The organism is Arthrobacter glacialis (assembly GCF_002909445.1).
Classification (GTDB): Bacteria; Actinomycetota; Actinomycetes; order Actinomycetales; family Micrococcaceae; genus Specibacter; species Specibacter glacialis.
This window is the reverse complement of record NZ_PPXC01000010.1, coordinates 126,899-147,234: the sequence shown is the minus strand read 5'-3', so window position 1 is coordinate 147,234 and position 20,336 is coordinate 126,899. Positions and strand designations below refer to the sequence as shown.

Annotated in this window: 19 protein-coding genes; 16 read left to right on the top strand and 3 right to left on the bottom strand. The window is 63.2% G+C overall.

Annotation, left to right across the window (positions count from 1 at the left end):
* The first annotated feature begins 236 nt into the window (after positions 1-236).
* The 11 genes from CVS27_RS13770 to CVS27_RS13720 all read left to right on the top strand — a co-directional run bounded on the left by CVS27_RS13770 (position 237) and on the right by CVS27_RS13720 (position 11,583).
* Complete coding sequence (locus tag CVS27_RS13770) at positions 237-725, top strand: SRPBCC domain-containing protein (protein ID WP_103466320.1); 489 nt, start codon at positions 237-239, stop codon at positions 723-725.
* A 104-nt stretch (positions 726-829) separates the two neighbouring features.
* On the top strand, positions 830-2,800 hold the full coding sequence (locus tag CVS27_RS21040; protein ID WP_103466319.1) for a hypothetical protein: 1,971 nt from the start codon (positions 830-832) through the stop codon (positions 2,798-2,800).
* Positions 2,790-3,806: an HAD-IIA family hydrolase gene (locus tag CVS27_RS13760; protein ID WP_103466318.1), complete on the top strand. Its 1,017-nt coding sequence runs from the start codon at positions 2,790-2,792 to the stop codon at positions 3,804-3,806. The genes CVS27_RS21040 and CVS27_RS13760 overlap by 11 nt, the downstream gene beginning before the upstream one ends.
* The gene (locus CVS27_RS13755) at positions 3,803-3,994 is read left to right on the top strand and encodes a hypothetical protein (protein ID WP_103466317.1); all 192 of its coding nucleotides are present in this window, start codon (positions 3,803-3,805) and stop codon (positions 3,992-3,994) included. Before CVS27_RS13760 ends, CVS27_RS13755 begins: the two co-directional genes overlap by 4 nt.
* On the top strand, positions 3,991-4,821 hold the full coding sequence (locus tag CVS27_RS13750) for a TlyA family RNA methyltransferase (RefSeq protein ID WP_103466316.1): 831 nt from the start codon (positions 3,991-3,993) through the stop codon (positions 4,819-4,821). Before CVS27_RS13755 ends, CVS27_RS13750 begins: the two co-directional genes overlap by 4 nt.
* A 45-nt stretch (positions 4,822-4,866) precedes the next feature.
* Positions 4,867-5,943: an NAD kinase gene (locus CVS27_RS13745; RefSeq protein ID WP_103466315.1), complete on the top strand. Its 1,077-nt coding sequence runs from the start codon at positions 4,867-4,869 to the stop codon at positions 5,941-5,943.
* Complete coding sequence (gene recN / locus CVS27_RS13740; protein ID WP_103466314.1) at positions 5,940-7,667, top strand: DNA repair protein RecN; 1,728 nt, start codon at positions 5,940-5,942, stop codon at positions 7,665-7,667. Before CVS27_RS13745 ends, recN begins: the two co-directional genes overlap by 4 nt.
* Before the next feature lie 59 nt (positions 7,668-7,726).
* A complete protein-coding gene (gene pyrG / locus CVS27_RS13735) occupies positions 7,727-9,433 on the top strand; it encodes a CTP synthase (protein ID WP_103466313.1) in 1,707 nt (568 codons plus the stop codon).
* On the top strand, positions 9,433-10,119 hold the full coding sequence (locus CVS27_RS13730) for an NUDIX domain-containing protein (RefSeq protein ID WP_243400188.1): 687 nt from the start codon (positions 9,433-9,435) through the stop codon (positions 10,117-10,119). Before pyrG ends, CVS27_RS13730 begins: the two co-directional genes overlap by 1 nt.
* The gene (xerD, locus tag CVS27_RS13725) at positions 10,086-11,072 is read left to right on the top strand and encodes a site-specific tyrosine recombinase XerD (protein WP_103466312.1); all 987 of its coding nucleotides are present in this window, start codon (positions 10,086-10,088) and stop codon (positions 11,070-11,072) included. The genes CVS27_RS13730 and xerD overlap by 34 nt, the downstream gene beginning before the upstream one ends.
* Before the next feature lie 112 nt (positions 11,073-11,184).
* Complete coding sequence (locus CVS27_RS13720; RefSeq protein WP_103466335.1) at positions 11,185-11,583, top strand: rhodanese-like domain-containing protein; 399 nt, start codon at positions 11,185-11,187, stop codon at positions 11,581-11,583.
* Between the two features lie 89 nt (positions 11,584-11,672).
* Here CVS27_RS13720 and CVS27_RS13715 read toward each other — a convergent pair whose 3' ends face one another.
* Genes CVS27_RS13715 through CVS27_RS13705 form a run of 3 tightly spaced genes read right to left on the bottom strand, consistent with a single transcriptional unit; the run spans position 11,673 to position 13,851 of the window.
* On the bottom strand, positions 11,673-12,077 hold the full coding sequence (locus CVS27_RS13715) for a RidA family protein (protein ID WP_044571890.1): 405 nt from the start codon (positions 12,075-12,077) through the stop codon (positions 11,673-11,675).
* Positions 12,074-12,835 carry an IclR family transcriptional regulator gene (locus CVS27_RS13710; protein ID WP_103466311.1) on the bottom strand — a complete coding sequence of 254 codons (762 nt, stop codon included), beginning with the start codon at positions 12,833-12,835 and terminating at the stop codon, positions 12,074-12,076. Before CVS27_RS13710 ends, CVS27_RS13715 begins: the two co-directional genes overlap by 4 nt.
* Positions 12,832-13,851, bottom strand: coding sequence for a sugar kinase (locus CVS27_RS13705; RefSeq protein ID WP_103466310.1), 1,020 nt, complete (start codon positions 13,849-13,851; stop codon positions 12,832-12,834). The genes CVS27_RS13710 and CVS27_RS13705 overlap by 4 nt, the downstream gene beginning before the upstream one ends.
* Positions 13,852-14,069: 218 nt before the next feature.
* On the opposite strand from CVS27_RS13705, the gene CVS27_RS13700 reads away from it, so the two are divergent.
* From CVS27_RS13700 to CVS27_RS13680, 5 genes are all read left to right on the top strand, one after another.
* Entirely contained in the window at positions 14,070-15,428 is a 1,359-nt protein-coding gene (locus tag CVS27_RS13700; protein WP_103466309.1) for an alanine racemase, read from the top strand.
* 3 nt (positions 15,429-15,431) lie between these two features.
* Positions 15,432-17,063 carry an N-acyl-D-amino-acid deacylase family protein gene (locus tag CVS27_RS13695; protein ID WP_243400187.1) on the top strand — a complete coding sequence of 544 codons (1,632 nt, stop codon included), beginning with the start codon at positions 15,432-15,434 and terminating at the stop codon, positions 17,061-17,063.
* The gene (locus CVS27_RS13690) at positions 17,060-17,695 is read left to right on the top strand and encodes a bifunctional 4-hydroxy-2-oxoglutarate aldolase/2-dehydro-3-deoxy-phosphogluconate aldolase (RefSeq protein WP_103466308.1); all 636 of its coding nucleotides are present in this window, start codon (positions 17,060-17,062) and stop codon (positions 17,693-17,695) included. Before CVS27_RS13695 ends, CVS27_RS13690 begins: the two co-directional genes overlap by 4 nt.
* Positions 17,696-17,720: 25 nt before the next feature.
* Positions 17,721-19,115 carry a GntP family permease gene (locus tag CVS27_RS13685; RefSeq protein ID WP_103466307.1) on the top strand — a complete coding sequence of 465 codons (1,395 nt, stop codon included), beginning with the start codon at positions 17,721-17,723 and terminating at the stop codon, positions 19,113-19,115.
* A gap of 135 nt (positions 19,116-19,250) precedes the next feature.
* The gene (locus CVS27_RS13680; protein WP_165788310.1) at positions 19,251-20,219 is read left to right on the top strand and encodes a type IV toxin-antitoxin system AbiEi family antitoxin domain-containing protein; all 969 of its coding nucleotides are present in this window, start codon (positions 19,251-19,253) and stop codon (positions 20,217-20,219) included.
* Positions 20,220-20,336 lie beyond the last annotated feature (117 nt).

Here is a 20,336-nt window from a genome sequence, read left to right as displayed (position 1 = left end):
GATGTGGGAGAGTAGGACACCGCCGGACAACACGTAAAAAAGGTAGAGGCCCCACACCACGGTGAGGGGCCTCCCTTCATTAAAACAACAACTGACCCGCAGTAGCAGTCGAAAAACACGCCAAAAACACGTTTTTTCGACCACTACTGCGGGTCAGATGTTTAACAGCCGGCCTGTAGGATTTTCATGCAGCCTTGGGTCATGCCATCCAGGTGTTGGAGACGTAAAGTAGGTGGATGCCTAATCTTTTTTCCCACGCACATGAACCGGACTATGTATCGCCCCGGGCCGCTGAATCGTTTGTTGAGTCGGTTGTGATCGATGTTCCAGTCGACCAGGCGTTTGACGGCTTCACCGACGCCATCCATCTGTGGTGGCCGGTCTCGGAGCAGAGCGTCTTCGGCGATGGCAGCACGGTTGCCATTTTGCGCGACCACCTGGTGGAGGAATCGTTGGACGGCGACGAACTGGTCTGGGCCGACGTCCATGAGTGGGAATCGCCGTCGTTCATCAAATTGCAGTGGACCTTGGGCCAAGAGCAGTTCGGCACAGCTGAGATAGAAATCCATTTTGAACCGGTTGACGGGGACATGACCCGCGTCAGAATCGATTACCAGCAGGTTTCTGGGCTCGAGAGTGCCTCTGACGGCGTGTTTGTCTGTGATTGGCCACTCATCTGCTCCAGATACGCCAGATTCATGGGTGGAGCCGTAAAGCTCGACTAGACTGGTAGATGGACCAATGGGTCCAGAGATTTTTCAAAGATCATCAATAGTGAAGAGCGGCTGTTACTGTGCCAGTTAGTGCGCTCGAAGGTTTAGGAGTCGACATGGCTGAGCATTACGAAGGCAAGAGCGAGGGTAACTCCCGCGGACGCGACAACAACAATGGTGGTGGCCGTCCTTACAGTGACCGTCCGGCGACCAACGACCGCCAGCCGGCGCGTCCCTACACCGACCGTCCGGCACGCAGCAACGACCGCCCCTCCTACGGCGATCGCGACAACCGCGGTGGCCAGGGTGGCCAGGGTGGACGTCCCTCAGGCGACCGTCCCTCGTACGGCAACCGTGACGACCGTCCGGCCCGCTCCGGTGGCGACCGTCCCTACGGCGACCGCCCCGCGCGCAGCAACGATCGCCCCTCCTTCGGTGGCCGCGACGACCGTGGTGGCCAGGGTGGCCGCCCTTCAGGCGACCGTCCGTCCTATGGTGACCGTCCGGCACGCAGCAACGATCGCCCTTCATACGGTGACCGTGACAACCGCGGTGCTGACCGTCCCATGGTGAATGGCCGTCGCGAAGACCGCAAGCCTTTTGGTGACCGCGACAACCGTGGTGGCCAGGGTGGACGCCCTTCAGGGGACCGCCCGTCCTATGGTGACCGTCCGGCACGCAGCAACGACCGTCCCTCAGGCGACCGCCCTTCTTACGGCAACCGTGACGACCGCGGTGGACGCCCCTCGGGCGACCGCCCTTCTTACGGCGGCCGCGATGACCGCGGTGGCCAGGGTGGCCGCCCCTCGGGCGACCGCCCCTCCTTCGGCGGCCGCGATGACCGCGGTGGCCAGGGTGGACGCCCATCAGGTGACCGTCCCTCCTACGGTGACCGTCCGGCACGCAGCAACGACCGTCCCTCAGGCGACCGCCCCACATATGGCAACCGTGACGACCGTCCGGCACGCTCCGGTGGCGACCGCCCCTACGGTGACCGTCCCGCACGCAGCAACGACCGCCCGTCGGGTGACCGTGACAACCGCGGTGCACGCGAAGAACGCGGCCCCCGCACGGCTCCGGAGCGTAACGCTGGCGATCTGCGCAGCTCCAACCGCCCGGACCGCGACCGTTCACCGCACATCGACAGCGATGTCACGGGTGAAGAGCTGGACAAGGTAACCCGCGCCCAGCTGCGCATCCTGGATTCCCGCAACAACGAATGGGTTTCCAAGCACTTGGTCATGGCCGGCCGTTTGATCGACTTCGAACCGGAGCTGGCTTTCGAGCACGCGCTGGCAGCAAGCCGTCGTGGTGGCCGTTTGGCTTGTGTCCGTGAAGCAGTGGCCATGACGGCCTATGCAGCCGGCAAGTACGACGAGGCGTTGCGTGAATTGCGCACCTTCCGTCGCATCAGTGGCTCCAACGTTCACCTGCCCTTGATGGCAGACTGCGAACGCGGCTTGGGCCGCCCGGACCGCGCACTGGACTTGATCAAGTCTGAGGACGCAGCAACGTTGGACACGGCCGGCAAGGTTGAATTGGCCATTGTTGAATCCGGTGCCCGCGGCGATCTTGGCGAACTTGACGCTGCTCTGTCGGCCTTGGAAATCCCGCAGCTGGACATCAACCGTGCGTTCTCCTTCAGCCCGCGCCTGTTCCGTGCCTATGGCATGGTGTTGCGCGCAGCTGACCGCAAGGATGAGGCCAAGACGTGGGAACGCCAGGCATTGGTGGCCGAGGAAGCCTTGGGCATCGATGACAGCACCGACCAGATCATCATGGACCTGGGCGACGATGAAGACATCCCGTTGGACGCGCCGCGCGCTCGTGTTCGCGTTTCCGATGTCATGGCTCCGGCCACGGCACCTGTCATCAACGACGCCGCTACCTTGGCAGCAGCCGAGCTCACCTCCAGCGATGCCGAGGCGGCAGAGTTGGACGAGCCGAACGTTGACGACGCCGAGTCTTCCTACTTTGAATCTGATGATGCTGAATCAGATCAGGACAGTGCTGACGAGGTTGATTCAGCTGACGTAGCCTTCGCCGAAGGCGAGGATTCCGGCGAGCACAACAACAGTGACAGCTAAGAATTTGCTCACTGACTATGACGCGGTTTTGGCGGATCTGGACGGCGTGGTTTACGCCGGTCCGGCCGCCATTCCCGGCGCCATTGACGCGTTGAGCGGCCTTGCCTCGCTCAACGTAAAGCTGGCGTACGTGACGAATAATGCCTCACGTACGCCAGCGCAGGTCGCTGCCCATTTGCGCGAGCTTGGCGCCCCTGCCGACGACGATCAAGTGGTCAGCTCTGCACAGGCTGGCGCTGCCCTCCTGGCCCAAAAGTTTCCGGCCGGAACGAAGGTTCTGGTCACCGGCAGCGAGGCCTTGGCTCAGGAAGTTCAGGCCTTTGGCATGGAGATCGTTGCAGGCGCTGCCGACTCACCGCAGGTAGTCATCCAGGGCTTTGACCCGGGACTTGGCTGGGCTGATCTGGCCGAGGCCACCTACGCCATCAATGCTGGTGCGGTATGGATCGCCACCAACACGGACATGACCATTCCCCGGGATCGGGGGATCGCCCCCGGCAACGGGACCTTGGTCGCAGCGGTGCGTGCCGCCGTCGGCCACGACCCCTTGGTGGCAGGAAAACCTGAAGCGCCACTCTTCCACACAGCCGCCAATCGTTTGGGTGCCAAGGCGCCCCTGGTGGTGGGTGACCGGCTGGACACCGACATTCTGGGCGGCAACAACGCCGGAATGGCCACGGCCCTGGTCCTGACGGGTGTGGATTCGGGCGAGGCTGCGCTGCGCGCCTGCACAGCTGAGCGGCCCACGTTCATCATCCCCACGCTGAAGGAGCTGTACAGCGCCTACCCGGCCATTGAGTTCGACGGCGCAACAGTCACCTGTGGTGCCGCTGCCGCGACCGTAACGCGTGGCAGTGACGGCGAGTCCGTGGACACGGTTCACATTGCCGGCACCACCGACGATCCAGATGCGTGGCGGGCCGCGTGTGCCGCGTGGTGGGCTGCAGTGCCCCAGGCGGATGCGGCAACCACACCAGTCATCACTTGGCACAGCACCCTCCCATGAACGAAGTAATAATCGCAGCGTCCGAGCCCACCGGCGATCCCGGCGTTGACGCGCTGGTCGAGCTGGCCGCTCAGGCTGGCCAGCTCCCGGTGGGGGACCACAAAGAGCTGTACGCCACCGTCTTAGTGGGGCTGGAAATTGAACTCAACGCCGACCCCTCCGCTGCACTCAAAGGAGTATCCCCATGACCCGTTTGGACCAAGAACTGGTCAACCGCGGCCTTGCCCAGTCACGGACCATGGCCGCCACGTTCATCAAGGCTGGCCGGGTCAGCGTTGATGGCATCACCTCAGCCAAGGCCGCGCATTCTGTCACGGAGCTGACGCAGCTGGAGCTGGCCCCGGGGACTGAAGAGGACTACGTCTCCCGCGCCGGCCACAAACTGGCTGGTGCCCTGGCGCATTTCCCGCAGGTCAGCATTGCCGGCAAGCGCTGCTTTGACGCAGGCGCCTCAACAGGTGGCTTCACTGACGTTTTGCTGCGCAACGGTGCGGCCAAGGTCGCCGCCGTGGATGTGGGGCACGGACAGCTCGTTGAGTCCCTGCGCAACGATCCTCGTGTGGAAGTCTACGAGGGCCTCAACATTCGCTACATGCACCCCGAGGACATGGGCGGTGCAGCAGACCTCACAGTTTGTGACCTGTCCTTCATCTCCCTGACCAAGGTCATGGGCCCCTTGACCTTGGCCACCAAGGAGGGCGGTGAGCTGCTGCTCATGGTCAAGCCCCAGTTTGAGGTGGGCAAGGACCGCCTGGCCCGCACGGGAGTTGTCAGCAGTGAGAATGAACGACGCCGGGCAGTGGCCCTGGTTGCCCAGTCCGCCGTCGCCAATGGCTTGCGCCTGCACGGCATTGGCACCAGTTCCCTGCCCGGCCAAGAGGGAAATGTTGAGTATTTTCTGCTGGCTAGCCGTGAAGTGTCAGGGCCTGCGCCTAAGATCGAAGAACAAGAGCTGGCAGTTCAGACATTGCTGGCCCAGCTGTGGCCTGCTGTGCAAGGGGCTGGCAGCAAGTAGTCCAGTAATAAGTTCTCCTGCTACAACGTGATGAGGAAACAGCACATGACACGGCGCGTCTTGATTCTGGCCCATACCGGCCGTGAAGAGTCGATGCTGGCAGCCCTCGAGGCGTGCGTGGAACTTCATGCAAACAGTATTGTTCCCGTCATGTACGCCGACGAACTGGCAGACATGACAGGCTACCTGGGGGTTTCCGGGGTCAAAATGGAGATCCTTGACAGGGATGTCACCTTGGCCGACATTGAACTGGTCATGGTCCTGGGCGGCGACGGCACCATTCTGCGGGCCGCAGAAATTGTGCGCGACTTTGACCTGCCCCTGCTCGGCGTCAACCTGGGCCATGTGGGCTTTTTGGCCGAGAGCGAGCGCGAGGAGCTCATCCAAACTGTTGCGGCAGTGGTGCAGCGCAAGTACACCGTCGAGGAACGTATGTGCCTTGACGTGGTGGTCAAGGTCGCCGGCAAAGTGGTGGCGCACACCTGGGCGCTGAATGAAGTTGCCTTGGAAAAGGGCAACCGCGAACGCATGATTGAAGTCGTCACCGAAGTCGATGGCAGGCCGCTGACCTCCTTTGGCTGCGACGGCGTGGTGATGGCCACGCCCACAGGTTCCACGGCCTACGCCTTTTCTGCCGGCGGCCCCGTGGTGTGGCCCGGGGTGGAAGCCCTGCTCATGGTCCCCATCAGCGCCCACGCACTTTTTGCCAAGCCGCTGGTGGTGGCACCCACCTCCACCTTGGCCGTTGAAGTGCTGACCCGCAACGGCGCCTACGGCGTCATTTGGTGCGATGGCAGGCGCACGGTGGATCTGCTCCCCGGCGCCCGCATCGAGGTCACCCGCTCGTCTAAGCCGGTCAAGTTGGCCAGGACACAGCAATCCACCTTCTCCGAACGCCTGGTGCGCAAGTTTGAGCTGCCGGTGCAAGGCTGGCGCGGCCCTTCGGCCGAGGAGTCCCAGCCAACCACCACCCAGCTGCCCATCATCAACACCCTGCGCCCTAAAACATCCTTGGAAGGCCCACGCACGGGGCCCATTCCCCAGCTGCCGGATTTGAGAATTCCACCCCAGGAAAGCCAGTACTCCGGCACCCAGGGGTTCTACGGAGAGGAGACCAAGTGATTGAAGAGATTCGCATTCGCGACCTTGGCGTCATTTCCGAATCAACCCTGCCGCTGGGCCCAGGCCTGAGCGTCGTCAGCGGCGAGACCGGCGCCGGCAAGACCATGGTGGTGACCGCCGTCGGACTTCTACTGGGCAACAGGGCAGATGCCGGAGCCGTCCGCAATGGGGCAAAGTCAGCCTCCGCTGAAGCGACCCTGACTCTGCCTGCGGGCCATCCGGCACTGCTGCGCGCCCTGGAGGCGGGGGCCGACATTGACGAGTTCGACGGCGGTGCGCAACTGATCCTGGCCCGCACAGTCAGTGCCGATGGGCGCAGCCGGGCCCATGTTGGCGGGCGCAGTGCACCCATTGGTGTGCTCAACGAGCTGGGGGAGGCCCTGGTTGCCGTGCATGGGCAGTCGGACCAGATCCGGCTCAAGAACCCCTCTGCCCAGCGAGTGGCCCTGGACAAGTTTGCGGCCGAAGCCAACAAGGGTTTTGCTGCCAAACTGCGCAACTACAAGCAGGTCTTTGAGCGGTGGCGTGAAACGCAGGCCGAGCTGGCGCTGCTGCGCTCAGCCAGCCGGGAACGCCTGCGCGAAGCTGAGTCGTTGTCAACGGCCTTGGCCGAGATCGATGCCGTGGACCCTTTGCCGGCCGAGGACGAGATCCTCAAGGCCCAGGCTGTGAAGCTGGGAAATGTTGAGGAGCTGCGCAAAGCCGCCTTGGGCGCCCATGAGGCGCTGAGTGCTGCCGACTACGGTGATGGCGTTGACGCGGCGGCCCTGGTGGACACAGCAAAACGCTTGGTCGAGGCTGTTGCCGCCAGCGATGAGGAGCTGACGCAAACCGCCAAGCGGCTTTCCGAGGTGGGATACCTGTTGGCCGACATCGCCCGGGACCTGGCCAGCTACGCCACCTCCCTGGATTCGGACGGTCCCGGGCGGCTTTCCGAGGTGGAGGACCGGCGGGGAGCCCTGGCCGTGTTGGTGCGCAAATACGCCCCGAGCATTGATGAAGTCCTTGCCTGGGCCAACTCTGCACGTGTTCGGCTGGCGGATCTCAGCGATGATTCGGGCCGCATCGAGTCCCTCGAGGCGCAGGAGACGGCCGCACTGGCTGAGTTGGGCGTCCTGGCAGCCGAGGTCACCACCTTGCGCAGTTCGGCAGCTGCCAAGCTGGCCAAGGCTGTCAGCGCCGAACTGAAAGCGCTGGCCATGCCGGACGCCAAACTGGTCATCGACATCACCACGGCCGAGCGCAGCATCCACGGCGAGGACGATATTGCCTTCCTGCTGGCCCCGCACGCAGGCGCGCTGCCGCGGCCACTGGGCAAGGGCGCCTCCGGTGGTGAGCTCTCCCGCGTGATGCTGGCCCTTGAAGTGGTGCTGGCAGCCGTGGACCCGGTGCCGACTTTTGTTTTTGACGAGGTTGATTCCGGCGTAGGCGGCAAGGCTGCGGTGGAAATTGGGCGCAGGCTGGCCATGCTGGCCCAACATGTGCAGGTATTGGTGGTCACACACTTGCCACAGGTTGCGGCATTTGCGGACCAACACATCCTGGTCACCAAGAGTTCTGTGAGCAAAAACTCAACAGGAATTACCACCAGCAATGTGCGGCTTTTGACGTACGAGGAACGGGTTGTGGAATTGGCTCGAATGCTTGCAGGGCAGGAGGACTCAGCCACTGCGCAGGCCCACGCCAAGGAATTGTTGGCGCAGGCAGCACGCCCCGCATCCTAGGACAAGGGGCGCCTATGCTTAATGTAAGTACCGTCCGCGAACGTTTATTGGCTCATTAGATGATAGGCTCGAATCCCGTGGTGCAACGATCAAATTCCCGGTTCAGTGGTCAGTCCAAGACGACCAAACACATCTTCGTCACCGGCGGAGTCGCGTCCTCGCTCGGTAAGGGACTGACGGCTTCCAGCCTCGGCCACCTTCTCCGTGCACGCGGCCTGTCGGTCACAATGCAAAAACTCGATCCCTATCTCAATGTGGATCCTGGCACAATGAATCCCTTCCAGCACGGTGAAGTCTTCGTCACTGACGACGGCGCCGAAACAGACCTGGACATTGGCCATTACGAGCGCTTCCTTGATGAAAATCTTGAGGGCTCCGCCAATGTCACCACAGGTCAGGTGTACTCAACAGTTATTGCCAAGGAACGCCGCGGCGAATACCTCGGTGACACTGTTCAGGTCATCCCGCATATCACCGACGAGATCAAGCGTCGCATGCGCCTGCCTGCCGAAGGCAAGAACGCCCCCGACGTCATCATCACCGAAATTGGTGGCACTGTTGGCGACATCGAATCCCAGCCGTTCCTGGAGTCGGCACGCCAGGTCCGCCAGGACATTGGCCGCAACAATGTGTTCTTCGCACACGTTTCCCTGGTGCCCTACATTGGCCCGTCCCAGGAACTGAAGACCAAGCCCACGCAGCACTCTGTTGCAGCGTTGCGCTCACTGGGCATCCAGCCCGACGCCCTCATCCTGCGCTCCGACCGTGTCCTGCCCGCGGCAATGCACACCAAGATTGGCCGCGCCTGCGATGTTGACGTCGAAGCAGTCATTGGCTGCCCGGACGCCCCCAGCATCTACGACATCCCCAAGACCTTGCACTCGCAGGGCCTGGATTCCTACATTGTGCGTGCCCTGGACCTGCCGTTCAAGGACGTGGACTGGACCAAGTGGGACAAGCTTCTTGAAGCCGTCCACAACCCCCTTCACCACATTGTGATCGCCTTGGTGGGCAAGTACATTGACCTGCCGGACGCTTACCTGTCCGTTACCGAAGCCCTGCGTGCCGGCGGTTTCGCCAACAGCACCAAGGTCAAGATTCGCTGGGTCCCCTCCGATGACTGCGAAACCGAAGTCGGTGCCCGCACGGCACTGGGCGACGTTGACGCCATCTGCGTGCCCGGCGGCTTCGGCATCCGTGGCCTGGAAGGCAAGCTTGGCGCGCTGAAGTTTGCCCGCGAAAACAAGATCCCCACGCTGGGTCTTTGCCTCGGCCTGCAGTCCATGGTGATTGAGTACGCACGGAACATTGTTGGCTTGGAAGGCGCATCGTCCTCCGAGTTCGACGACAACCCCACGTACCCCGTCATTGCCACCATGGAAGAGCAGCTGGACATTGTGGGCGGCAAGGGCGATCTGGGCGGCACCATGCGCCTGGGCCTCTACCCCGCAGTGCTGACCGAAGGCTCCGTCATTGCGGAGACCTACGGCACCACGGACGTTTCCGAACGCCACCGTCACCGCTACGAGGTCAACAACAAGTACCGCGAGCAGATTGCAGCAGCTGGCTTGGTGTTCTCCGGAACATCACCTGACGGCAAGCTCGTGGAATTTGTTGAACTGCCCCGTGAGGTGCACCCGTACTACGTTTCCACCCAGGCACACCCGGAATTGAGCTCGCGCCCCACCCGGCCGCACCCGCTCTTTGCCGGTCTGGTGGCTGCAGCCCTGGAACGCCAAAAAGCAACACAGTTGTTGGAAGTTTAATGACCGCGCCCGGTACACCGTCCTGGACGGACACGATGCACCCAGCGGGGGAGCCGGTGGCTGACACTCTCAGCCACCGCCCCTTGCAGTCCTCCTCGACGGTGTACCAGGGCCGCATCTGGGACGTAGTCTCAGACACTTTTTCGCTGGCTCCCGGTGCCAAGCCGCTGACCCGTGACTACATTGCCCACCCTGGGGCGGTGGCCGTTGTGGTGCTGAACGACCACAACCAAGTCCTGATGCTGAGCCAGTACAGGCATCCCGTCCAGATGGTCCTCTGGGAGATCCCGGCCGGCCTTTTGGATGTGGAGGGCGAGGACTATGTTGTAGGTGCCGCCCGCGAATTGGCTGAAGAGGCCGATCTTGTGGCAGCCCAATGGCATGTTCTGACCGACTTCTTCAACTCTCCCGGTTCCTCCAGCGAAGCCATCAGAATCTATCTGGCACGCGGACTTTCCATGGTGCCCGAGGCCGACCGCCACGTGCGCACGGAAGAGGAAGCCGAAATCGAGTTCCGCTGGGTTGACCTTGCCGAGGCCGCCACCGCCGTGCTGGAGGGGCGCATACACAACCCGTCCGCCGTCGTAGGCATTTTGGCGGCAGCTCAGGCGCAACGTGACGGCTTTGCCTCCTTGCGCCCGGCTGGTGCGCCATGGCCAGAACACCCGGCCCAGCGCCAGCGGTGACCTCGCCGGAAACTTCCTCGGTGCTGGCCAGGAGCATTCAAGATTATCTGCTCCACGTTGGCGTTGAACGTGGCTTGGCGGCCAATACCTTGCAGGCCTATGCCAGGGACTTGCGGCGCTACGAGGAGTTTCTTGCCGCCGCCCACGTCACCGAACTGGGCCACATCACCCGCCACCATGTCAGCGAGTTTGCCCAAGGGCTGTCTGACGGGGCCGACGGCGGCTCAGCCCTGGGCCTGCGCTCGGTGGCAAGAACAGTGGTGGCTGTGCGCGGCCTGCACAAGTTCTGGGCTTTGGAGGGCATGAGCGACGCCGATCCCGCAGCAGACATACACCCGCCCCAAGCCGGGCAGCGATTGCCTAAAGCCATCAGCGTGTACGACGTCACGCGCATCCTGGAAGCGGCCGGCACGGACACCCCCACCGGCCTGCGGGATGCGGCCATGCTCGAATTCCTGTACTCCACCGGTGCCCGCATCAGCGAGGCAGTGGGGCTTGACGTTGACGACCTGGTTCTTCCCGAGAGTCTCGATGACGGACCGTCGCTGGTGCGGCTCTTCGGCAAGGGCTCCAAGGAACGCATTGTGCCCATTGGCTCGTACGCCCTGCGCGCCCTGGAGGCCTACCTGGTGCGCGGGCGCCCCGTTTTGGTGGCCAAGGGCGCCGGCACGCCTGCCCTGTTCCTCAATGCCAGAGGTGGCCGGATCAGCCGGCAAAGCGTGTGGACAATCCTGAAGGCCGCCGCCGAGGCTGCACAGGTCCAGACAGTCGTCTCCCCGCACACGCTGCGCCATTCCTTTGCCACACACCTGCTGGAGGGCGGTGCCGATGTCCGCGTGGTGCAGGAACTGCTGGGCCACGCCTCGGTCACCACCACGCAGGTGTACACGCTCGTCACGGCCGAAACGCTGCGTGAAGTTTATGCTGCGGCGCATCCAAGGGCCCTCGGCTAACTTTTACAACTGACCCGCAGAAAACGCCGAAAAAACGCGAATTTGGGGCGTTTTCGGCGTTTTCTGCGGGTCAGTTTGAAGTGCGGTCATGATGCCGCTTTATGCTGGAAGCATGAGCGCAGCCACCGAGTATTTTCGGAACAAATTGGATTTTGAGATTGACGTGATGGACGTCCACGGGAGTCTCGCGTCGGGGGAGTTTGTGCTGGTGGACACCCGCCGCCACGCCTCCTGGGAGCACGGGCACATCCCGGGAGCCCTGCACCTGCCCACGGCGCTCATCCCGGCCCAGGCGGCCGTGTTCATCCCCGCCGGGACACCGGTAGTGGTGTATTCGTGGGGGCCGGGCTGCAACGGCAGCACCTTTGCCGCCCTCGCCTTCGCCGAGCTGGGCTATCCGGTCAAGGAAATGTTGGGCGGCCTTGAATACTGGGCCAGGAACGGCCTGCCAGTGGAGTCCTCCGACGGCGTCACATCGCCTCCCAGCGATCCGCTCGTCACGGTGGCCTAAAATGCAAACTGACCCGCAGTAAACGACGAAAAAACACGATTTTCATCGATTTTTCGGCGTTTTCTGCGGGTCAGTTGTAAAAAAGGGGATTAGGCGGTGACGGCCAGGGCGTCGATCTCCACGAGCATGACTTCGTGCGGCAGGTCAACGAAGACGGTGGTGCGGGAGGGGAGTGCGCCGCTGGGCACGTTCTCCTTGATGAAGTCGCCGTAAACCTCGTTCATGGCGGGGAAGTCGTCGCGCGTGGTCAGGTAGACGCGGAACATGATGACGTCTTCAACGCTGGAGCCGCCGGCTTCCAGGATGGCCTTGACGTTCTCGAGCGTGCGGCGGGTCTGGACGCGGACGTCGCCGGCGCCAATGTACTCATTGACGGTGGGGTCCATGGGGCCCTGGCCGGAGACCTGGAACAGGCCGCCCTTCTTGACTCCCTGGGAGAAGACATGCGCCGGGGCCGGAGCGTTTTCGGTCAAGACGATAGTTTTTTCACTCATCGAGTGTTCCTTTCATTGGAGACCCAGCCCAAATCCTTCGAGATGGCCTCGGTCCCGTTTATTAGTATTGGCAGTAATTTCAGCAAGTCTTCATAGTTCAGCAGCACGACCGGGACCGAGAATGATGCCGCCCCCACCACACGTCCCGATGCGTCCCTGATGGGTGCTGCCACGCAGTGCACAATCGCTTCATGCTCCGATTTGTCCTGCGCCCACCCCTGGTCGCGCACAGTGGCCAGCTCAGCCAGCAATGCTTCAGGGGTGGTGAGGGTGTTCTCCGTCATTTTGACGTAGTCCAGCCCGGCAGCAATTTGTTCCTGGCGCGAGCGCGGCATGTCAGCGAGGATGACCTTTGCCACGGCCGCAGAATGTAGCGCCGCGGTGAGGCCGATCCTGGAGTACATCCGGACCGGGTGGTGCGACTCGAATTTGTCGATGTACACCACCTCGGCGCCCTCCAGCTCAGCCAAGTGCACGGTGTGACCTGTTTGGTCGTTCAGCCTGGCTAGATGTGGGCGGGCCACCTGCCGCAGATCCCGTTGTTCCAGCGCCAGAGAGGACAGTTCAAAGAGTTTGCGCCCCAACTGGAACTGCCCGGCGTTGTTGCGCACCAGAAAATGTTCGGCCTCCAGTGAGTGCAAAAGGCGCATCACGGTGGTCTTGTGGACGTTGGAGGTGGAGGCCAGCTCATCGAGCGTGGCGGGCTGCTTCGCCAGCTGCGCCATCAGATCTAGGGCGCGGACCAGGCTTTGGCTCATGGCAGGGCTCCTGTCAGTACGGGGGAGTCGATCCGGCCGGGCGCCACATGCGTGGCGGCCCAGTCAGCCTCGGAGCAGGCCAGGATCTTTTCCAGCACCTCGGTGCTGGGCAGCGGGCCGCGGTCCCCGGGGACAGTCAGGGTGGCTGCGGCGCTCAAGTGGCCGCGGCGCAGGGATGAGCGCTGGTCAAGGCCAAAGAGCATGCCGCTGAGGTAGCCGGCAGCGAAGGCGTCGCCGGCACCCACAGGCTCCAGCACCGAGACGCTCAGGGACGGCACTTCCACCCGGCCGCCGTCGCGCATCAGGGCAATCGCCGAGGTGTGCGCGTTCTTGAGGACAATGACCGCCGGGTCCGGCAGCATGGCCCGCAGTTCCGCTTCGTCATTGGTGCCGAAGGCCGCAATGCCTTCATCGGCGCCCACCAGCACGACGTCGGACTGGTTGGCCAGGGTGCGCAGGATGCTTTCGTCCTCCTGGGCCCACAGTGCCCCGCGCCAGTTCACGTCAAAGGAGACCAGCCGGCCGTTGCGGGGAAGGGCCAGAATGCCTGCCAGCAGGGCCCGGCAGTCGGGGGAGAGCGCTGCCGTGATGCCGCTGAGGTGGATCAGGGCGGCCTGATCCAGCAGGGTTGCCACGGCGGGGTTGTCCAGCATGGCAGGGCTCATGGCCGAGGCTGCAGAGCCGTGGCGGTAGTACAGCACGGAGCTTTCCTCGGAGTCCGACTGCGCGGACGCCGGAATCTTCACGTAAAGGCCCGTGGCGCGGGTGTCATCACGTTCCACGCCGCTGACGCCCACATCATGGGATGACAGGTCGTTGAGGATGCGGGTGCCAAAACCGTCGTCGCCAACACGGCCCACCCAATGGGCAGCAACACCCATGGCGGCCAGGCCCATGGCCACATTGGATTCTGCTCCGCCCACGCCATAAAACAGTTCCGTGGCCTCAGCTAGCGGCACTTGGTGTGTGGGGGTGAGCATGGCCATCGTCTCTCCGATGCAAACAACTGAAAGCATGGACTCTCTGCACTTCCTCTCACACGGTTGGGCGACTAATTTCACTGGTAAATCAAGGGGACGGAGGGAGTTTCCAACAGCCTTGGCTGTGCTTGGCATCTCATTCCCGCCTTGACGGACGAATCCAGACCATGTTAGACATGCTCTTGGTGAGTTTGCAACTAGCGTTGCAAAATACGCAACGGGGCCGGATGTCTGGCCCGTGAAGGGAAGCAACAATGGGCAGCACGCAAGCATCGGTGAACAACGCGGTCAAAACTGGATCCGCCATCAATTCCGCCATGGTGGATGCGCTGGATGCGATTGAATTGAGCTGGAAGTACAAGGCTGTTCCGGCATCGTCCCACGGCCAGAGTGCCGGCGCGTTTGTGGCCTCCGGCGTCACCCTGGCTGAGCTGCCAACACCCCTGCTGACCCTTGACGCTGCCGCCTTGGGTGCCAACGTTGAGCACATGGCAGATTGGTGCGCTGGCAAGGGCGTGCTGCTGGCACCTCACGGCAAGACCACCATGGCACCGCAAATGTGGCGCGAGCAGCTTGACCATGGCGCCTGGGGCATCACCTTGGCCAACGCCTCCCAGCTGCGGGTGGGCCACGCCTTTGGGCTTCAGCGCGTCATGGTTGCCAACAGCCTGACCGACCCCGCTGCCATCACCTGGCTGGCGGCCACCCAAGGCCCAGCCTTCTCCGTGGTGTCCTGGGTTGACTCCCTGCAAACAGTGGCCCTGCAGGAGCACGTGCTCTCGGCAATTCCCGGCTCGGTCATTGACGTGATCGTGGAATTGGGCGGAAACGGCGGACGCACCGGCATCCGGACTGTTGCGCAGGCCCTTGAACTTGCCCGGGCCGTCAACGCCGCTAAGCATTTGCGCCTGGTTGGCGTGGGCGGCTACGAAGGCTCCCTGGCTCACACGGCCGACGCCGATGCCCTCACCGCTGTCCGTGGCTACCTTTCGGGCGTCAAGGACCTCCACGAGGCCCTGCTGGGCGAAGGACTCTACGCCCACGATGCCGACATCATCGTCACAGCCGGTGGCAGCGCCTACTTTGACGAGGTCGTGGACGTGCTCGGCGGCTGCTCGAGCGACGGCGCAAACGGCGGCCCCCGCATTGACGTGATCATCCGCAGCGGCGCCTACATGGTGCACGACGACGGCTTCTACCGCGGCATTTCCCCCTTCGCCCGTGGTGCACGTGCGGAAGCCGGGCAGGCGCCCTTCGCCTCAGCCATGCATGCCTGGGCCCGTGTGGTCTCCGCACCCGAACCGGGCCTGGCCATCCTCGACGCCGGTAAGCGGGACATGCCCGTCGATGAGGGCCTGCCTGAACCGCAACTGCTCGGGACGTCTCTGGGTGGTGAGATGGCAGAGCTGGCCGGCGCCAGCATCAGCGCCGTCAATGACCAGCATTGCTTCCTGCGTTTTGATCCTGAAACCACCACCGTGAACATCGGCGATGTGGTCCGTTTGGGTCTTTCCCACCCCTGCACAGCCTTTGACAAGTGGACGCTCATCCCCGTCCTGGCCGATGCCGACAGCGACAACCGCGTTGTGGATCTCATCCACACGTTCTTCTAATCCATGGCGACCCCAAACGCTGCCGTGCGCACAGTCATCACCAACGCAACCGTCGTGGACGGCAGCGGCACGCCCAGGTTCGCCGCCGACGTCGTCCTTGAAAACGGCGCCATCCACAGCATCACCGCCCCCGGCACGATTCCGTTGGACGACGGCGCCATTGACGCCAGCGGGCTGGTGCTGAGCCCGGGGTTCATCGACATGCACGCCCACTCAGACCTGCAGTTGTTCCTGAACCCGGAGCACTACGCCAAACTCAGCCAAGGTGTCACCACCGAACTGCTGGGACAGGACGGGCTCTCCTACGCGCCGATCGATGACCTCACGCTTGAGGGCGTGCGGCAAAAGATTGCCGGCTGGAATGACAACCCCGAGGACTTCGACTTCAATTGGCGCACCGTGGGGGAGTACCTGGACCGCCTTGACGAGGGCATTGCCACCAATGCGGCCTACCTGATTCCCCAGGGCACTGTCCGCGCCATGGTGCGTGGCTTCGGCGAGGGCGACGCCAGTGCCGAGGAGATCGCTGCGCAGCAGGCCGTTATCCGCCAAGGCATGGAGGAAGGCGCCGTGGGCATGTCCTCCGGGCTGACCTACACCCCGGGCATGTACGCCACCACCGAGGAGTTGGCGCAGCTGTGCTCCACTGTGGCCGAGTTTGGCGGTTTCTACGCCCCGCACCACCGTTCCTACGGGAAGGGCGCCCTCGAGGCGTACGACGAAATGATTGAATTGAGCCGCGAAACCGGCTGCGCCCTGCACCTCTCCCATGCCACCATGAACTTTGCCCCGAACAAGGGCCGTGCTCCGGAACTGCTGGGGCTCATTGACCGTGCCCTGGACGACGGCGTGGACATCACCTTGGACACGTACCCGTACCTGCCAGGTGCCACCACCTTGTCGGCGATCCTGCCCAGCTGGGCCTCGGCCGGCGGCAGCATGCCCACCATGGAACGGCTCCGCGACCCGGACACCTTGATGCGCATTCGTGAAAACGTGGAGATCTACGGTTCCGATGGCTGCCACGGCGTGGTGGCTGAGTGGGAGACGCTGGAAATTTCGGGGGTCAGGAACCCTGACCTGGATGGCTATGTGGGCAAGACCGTGGCCCGGATTGCCGAGGAAACCGGACAGGACCCCTTTGACGTTTTCGTTGACATCCTGCTGCGCGACGAGATGGCCACGGGCATCCTGCAGCACGTGGGCCACGAGGAAAACGTGCAGGCCATCATGGTGCACAAAACCCACACCGGTGGTTCCGACGGCATCCTTGTTGGCGGCAAACCGCATCCGCGGGCCTGGGGCACGTTCCCGCGCTACCTGGGCCACTACAGCCGCGAACTGGGACTGCTGACCCTTGAGGAAACAGTCAACCACCTCACCGGCCGCCCCGCCGCACGTCTCAAGCTCGTGGACCGCGGCCTGGTCCGGGCCGGCTACGCCGCGGACCTTGTGCTCTTTGACCCGGAAACCGTCAACGCCACAGCCACCTTTGCCGAGCCGCGCCAGGCCGCAGCCGGCATCCACTACGTCTTTGTCAACGGCGTTGCCGCCATCGCGGCAGGCAAACCCACCGGTGCACGCGCCGGCCGGGCCCTGCGCCGCACCCAGGAAGGAACACGAACCACACCATGAACAATCTAGAATTTATTGCCCGGCTCGAAGCAGACCGCACCATCGCAGTAGTGCGCGCCCCGGACATTGCCGACGCCGCAGAACTATGCCGCGCCCTCGTGGCAGGCGGCATCACCGGGGTCGAGCTGACCTACACCACCCCCAACTTGCTCAAGCACGTTGCCCGTGCCGCCGAAACCGCCGCCGAACACGGTGCCGTGGTGGGTGTGGGCACCGTCCTCACCGCCGAGCAGGCCAAGGCAGCCATCGATTCCGGCGCCCAGTTCCTGGTGACACCGGGCATCCGCCCCGAGGTGGCCAAGGTTGCCGCGGACGCCGGCATCCCCTTCGCCCTGGGCGCCCTGACCCCCACGGAGGTGGCCATGGCGCTTGACCTGGGCTCCGCCGTCGTAAAGATCTTCCCGGCCAGCGCCATGGGCCCGGCCTACCTGAAGGACCTGCAGGGCCCCTACCCGGGCGTCAAGCTGCTGCCTTCTGGCGGAATCAACGCGGCCAATGCACAAGACTTCCTCGCCGCCGGCGCACTCGCCGTCTGTTGCGGCACGGCAGTGGTGCCGCCCGCCGTCGTGGCTGCCGGAACCTGGGCAGACATCACAGCACGCGCTGCCGCATTCACCAGCATTCTTCGCTAATCATCTTCTTTCGAAAGTTCCTCCCATGACAGAGTTTGTTAATTGGCTGCACCACGACACGGCGGGGCTCCTGCTCCTGGCTGGCGTGGGCATTGCCGTCCTGCTGGTCTTGATCATCAAGGTCAAGCTGGAACCCTTTATTGCCCTTCTGGTGGTGGGTGTCCTGGTGGCACTGGCCGGCGGTGTGTCCGTGCAGGACCTGGTCGGTTCGGCCACCAAGAGCAGCGACGCCATCATTGAAAAGGGCTTCGCCGGGATCCTTGGCCACATCACCGTCATCATCGGCCTGGGCACTGTGCTGGGCGCCATCCTGGAACGCTCGGGCGGCGCCGAGGTGCTGCTGGGCCGGCTCGTCAAGATCTTTGGCGAAAAGGGCACGCCCCTGGCCATGGGTATCACAGGCTTTGTGCTGGGTATTCCTGTGTTCTTCGACATTGGCATTTTCGTGTTGGCGCCGCTGGTTTACGTGGCCGCCATCAAGGGCGGGAAGTCGCTGGCCCTGTACGCCTTGCCGCTGCTGGCCGGCTTGTCAGTCACCCACGCATTCCTGCCCCCGCACCCCGGACCCGTGGCCGCTGCCGGACTTTTCCACGTGGAACTGGGCTGGATCATCATCATGGGCCTGGCCTGCGGCATCCCGGCCTGGTTTGCCTCCGGCATTCTCTGGGGGACCTGGATTGGCAAGCGCGTCATGGTGAACGTGCCTGAGGACAGTGTTATTGAGGAATCGGATGAGGCCAAGGCCCTCGGCGATCCCGGCCTGGGCACCGTGCTGCTGGCCATCGGCACCCCGATGATCCTGATCCTGGGCGGCACCTTTGGAAACATTGCGCTGCCCGACGGCGGCCTGCGTACCACCTTGCAATTCCTGGGTAACCCGGCCATCGCCCTGACAGTGGCCGTGCTGCTGGCCATGTGGCTGCTTGGCACGCGCCGCGGCATGAGCCGGGACGAACTGGCCGAGCTGACATCAACGTCGCTGCGACCTGTCGGCATGATCCTGCTGGTGGTGGGTGCCGGCGCCTTCTTCGGTGCCGTCCTTGGTGCAACCGGTGTGGGCAAGGCCGTCGCCGACTCGCTGTCCACGGCTGGCTTGCCGCTGCTGCTCTCCGCGTTCGTCATCTCCGCCGGAATGCGCATTGCCCAAGGCTCGGCGACAGTGGCCATTGTGACCACCGGCGGTATCCTGGCCCCCAGTGTTCTCGCCGCCGGGTATTCGCAACCGCAGCTGGCCCTGATTGTCATGGCCATTGCCTCCGGTTCCGTCATTGCCAGCCACGTCAACGACGGCGGCTTCTGGATCATCTCCAAATACTTCAACATGTCCGTCAAGGACACCTTGAAGACCTGGACTGTGCTGGAAACTGTGCTGTCCATTGTGGGCTTCGGCATGGCTGCCTTGATTTGGCAGTTCGTCTAGCCACCAACCTTTACGTTCGACGGCGGTCCCTCGAGGAAAGTGAGGGGTCGCGGTCGCCGTTTGCATGGTCGAGGTTATCCACAGGAGCGCCACGCCCCCGTTGAATTGGGTTGAATGCAGGGCGATGCTGGATTCATGGAAACGCGCGATCTGGCCAGCAGAATCACCCGGGACTGGCCCGCAGGGAAGACCATTGCCGCGACGGACCAACTGACTGCGGCCGGGCTTGGCCCGCGGGTGTTGAACGCAGCAAGGGCGAGCGGCCTGCTGTTTCGCATCAGGCACGGTGTCTACATCCGACTGGTGGAGTGGCAGCAGAAGACGCCGTGGGAGCAGGACATGCTCAGACTTCGCGCCCATGCCCTGGCCACTCACGGAAACGCCTGCTACAGCCATCTCAGCGCCGCCCGTTTGCTGGGGTTGCGGGTGTGGAATGCAGGCCGCGAGATTCACGTGAGTTCACCTTCTTCCCTATCGTCCACCAGTAAGGTTCGGGGCGTCACAGTGCACCGGCGTACGGTGTCCCCGGAACAGCTGATGCGGATTCGGCGCCGTCACATGGGGATCGTGAGGCTCACGTCGCTGGAGCAAACCATTGTTGACTGTGCCCGGACATCGCCTTTTGTCACAGCAGTCATCATTGGTGACAGCGGATTGCACCAGGGAGCCAAGATCGAAGCAATGCTCGCGCTGCTGGACACACTTGCCGGCCACCGCGGCGTGGCCGCGGCGCGCAAGGTCATTGACGCACTGGATAGCGGCTCAGAGTCAGCAGGGGAAACCCGGACACGATTGTTCATCGCAGGTATGGACATCCCCGCGCCGGAGTACCAAGTGCGGTTGATTGTCCGGGGAAACGCCTACCGGGTGGACGGGGCATGGCGAGACATCAAATTGGCCTTGGAGTTTGACGGCAAAACCAAGTACTTCGACTTCAAACCCACGGATGAGGCCATTTATGAGGAACGGCTGCGTGAACGCGAACTGATGGAGGCGGGGTGGAGCTTCATCCGGGTGGTCTGGGCGGATCTGGCGAACCCCGAACTTCTGCGCCGGCGCATCAAGGCTGCCATGCTGAACGCGCAGCGGCGGATGGTTGACTAAGCGTCTCCACATCGCACTGCAGCGACTGCGTGCCAAACAGGTCAGGGCCCATGAAATTTCATGGGCCCTGACCTGTTTGGCACGCCATCACTGGAGGAACGCAACTTTGGCACGCAG

Bases quoted from the DNA above. Each gene is read 5' to 3' on its own strand.
- CVS27_RS13770 (WP_103466320.1), top strand. From the start codon at position 237: ATGCCTAATCTTTTTTCCCACGCACATGAACCGGACTATGTATCGCCC.
- CVS27_RS21040 (WP_103466319.1), top strand. From the start codon at position 830: ATGGCTGAGCATTACGAAGGCAAGAGCGAGGGTAACTCCCGCGGACGC.
- CVS27_RS13755 (WP_103466317.1), top strand. From the start codon at position 3,803: ATGAACGAAGTAATAATCGCAGCGTCCGAGCCCACCGGCGATCCCGGC.
- CVS27_RS13750 (WP_103466316.1), top strand. From the start codon at position 3,991: ATGACCCGTTTGGACCAAGAACTGGTCAACCGCGGCCTTGCCCAGTCA.
- CVS27_RS13745 (WP_103466315.1), top strand. From the start codon at position 4,867: ATGACACGGCGCGTCTTGATTCTGGCCCATACCGGCCGTGAAGAGTCG.
- pyrG (WP_103466313.1), top strand. From the start codon at position 7,727: ATGATAGGCTCGAATCCCGTGGTGCAACGATCAAATTCCCGGTTCAGT.
- CVS27_RS13730 (WP_243400188.1), top strand. From the start codon at position 9,433: ATGACCGCGCCCGGTACACCGTCCTGGACGGACACGATGCACCCAGCG.
- xerD (WP_103466312.1), top strand. From the start codon at position 10,086: ATGGCCAGAACACCCGGCCCAGCGCCAGCGGTGACCTCGCCGGAAACT.
- CVS27_RS13720 (WP_103466335.1), top strand. From the start codon at position 11,185: ATGAGCGCAGCCACCGAGTATTTTCGGAACAAATTGGATTTTGAGATT.
- CVS27_RS13715 (WP_044571890.1), bottom strand. From the start codon at position 12,077: ATGAGTGAAAAAACTATCGTCTTGACCGAAAACGCTCCGGCCCCGGCG.
- CVS27_RS13710 (WP_103466311.1), bottom strand. From the start codon at position 12,835: ATGAGCCAAAGCCTGGTCCGCGCCCTAGATCTGATGGCGCAGCTGGCG.
- CVS27_RS13705 (WP_103466310.1), bottom strand. From the start codon at position 13,851: ATGCTTTCAGTTGTTTGCATCGGAGAGACGATGGCCATGCTCACCCCC.
- CVS27_RS13700 (WP_103466309.1), top strand. From the start codon at position 14,070: ATGGGCAGCACGCAAGCATCGGTGAACAACGCGGTCAAAACTGGATCC.
- CVS27_RS13695 (WP_243400187.1), top strand. From the start codon at position 15,432: ATGGCGACCCCAAACGCTGCCGTGCGCACAGTCATCACCAACGCAACC.
- CVS27_RS13690 (WP_103466308.1), top strand. From the start codon at position 17,060: ATGAACAATCTAGAATTTATTGCCCGGCTCGAAGCAGACCGCACCATC.
- CVS27_RS13685 (WP_103466307.1), top strand. From the start codon at position 17,721: ATGACAGAGTTTGTTAATTGGCTGCACCACGACACGGCGGGGCTCCTG.
- CVS27_RS13680 (WP_165788310.1), top strand. From the start codon at position 19,251: ATGGAAACGCGCGATCTGGCCAGCAGAATCACCCGGGACTGGCCCGCA.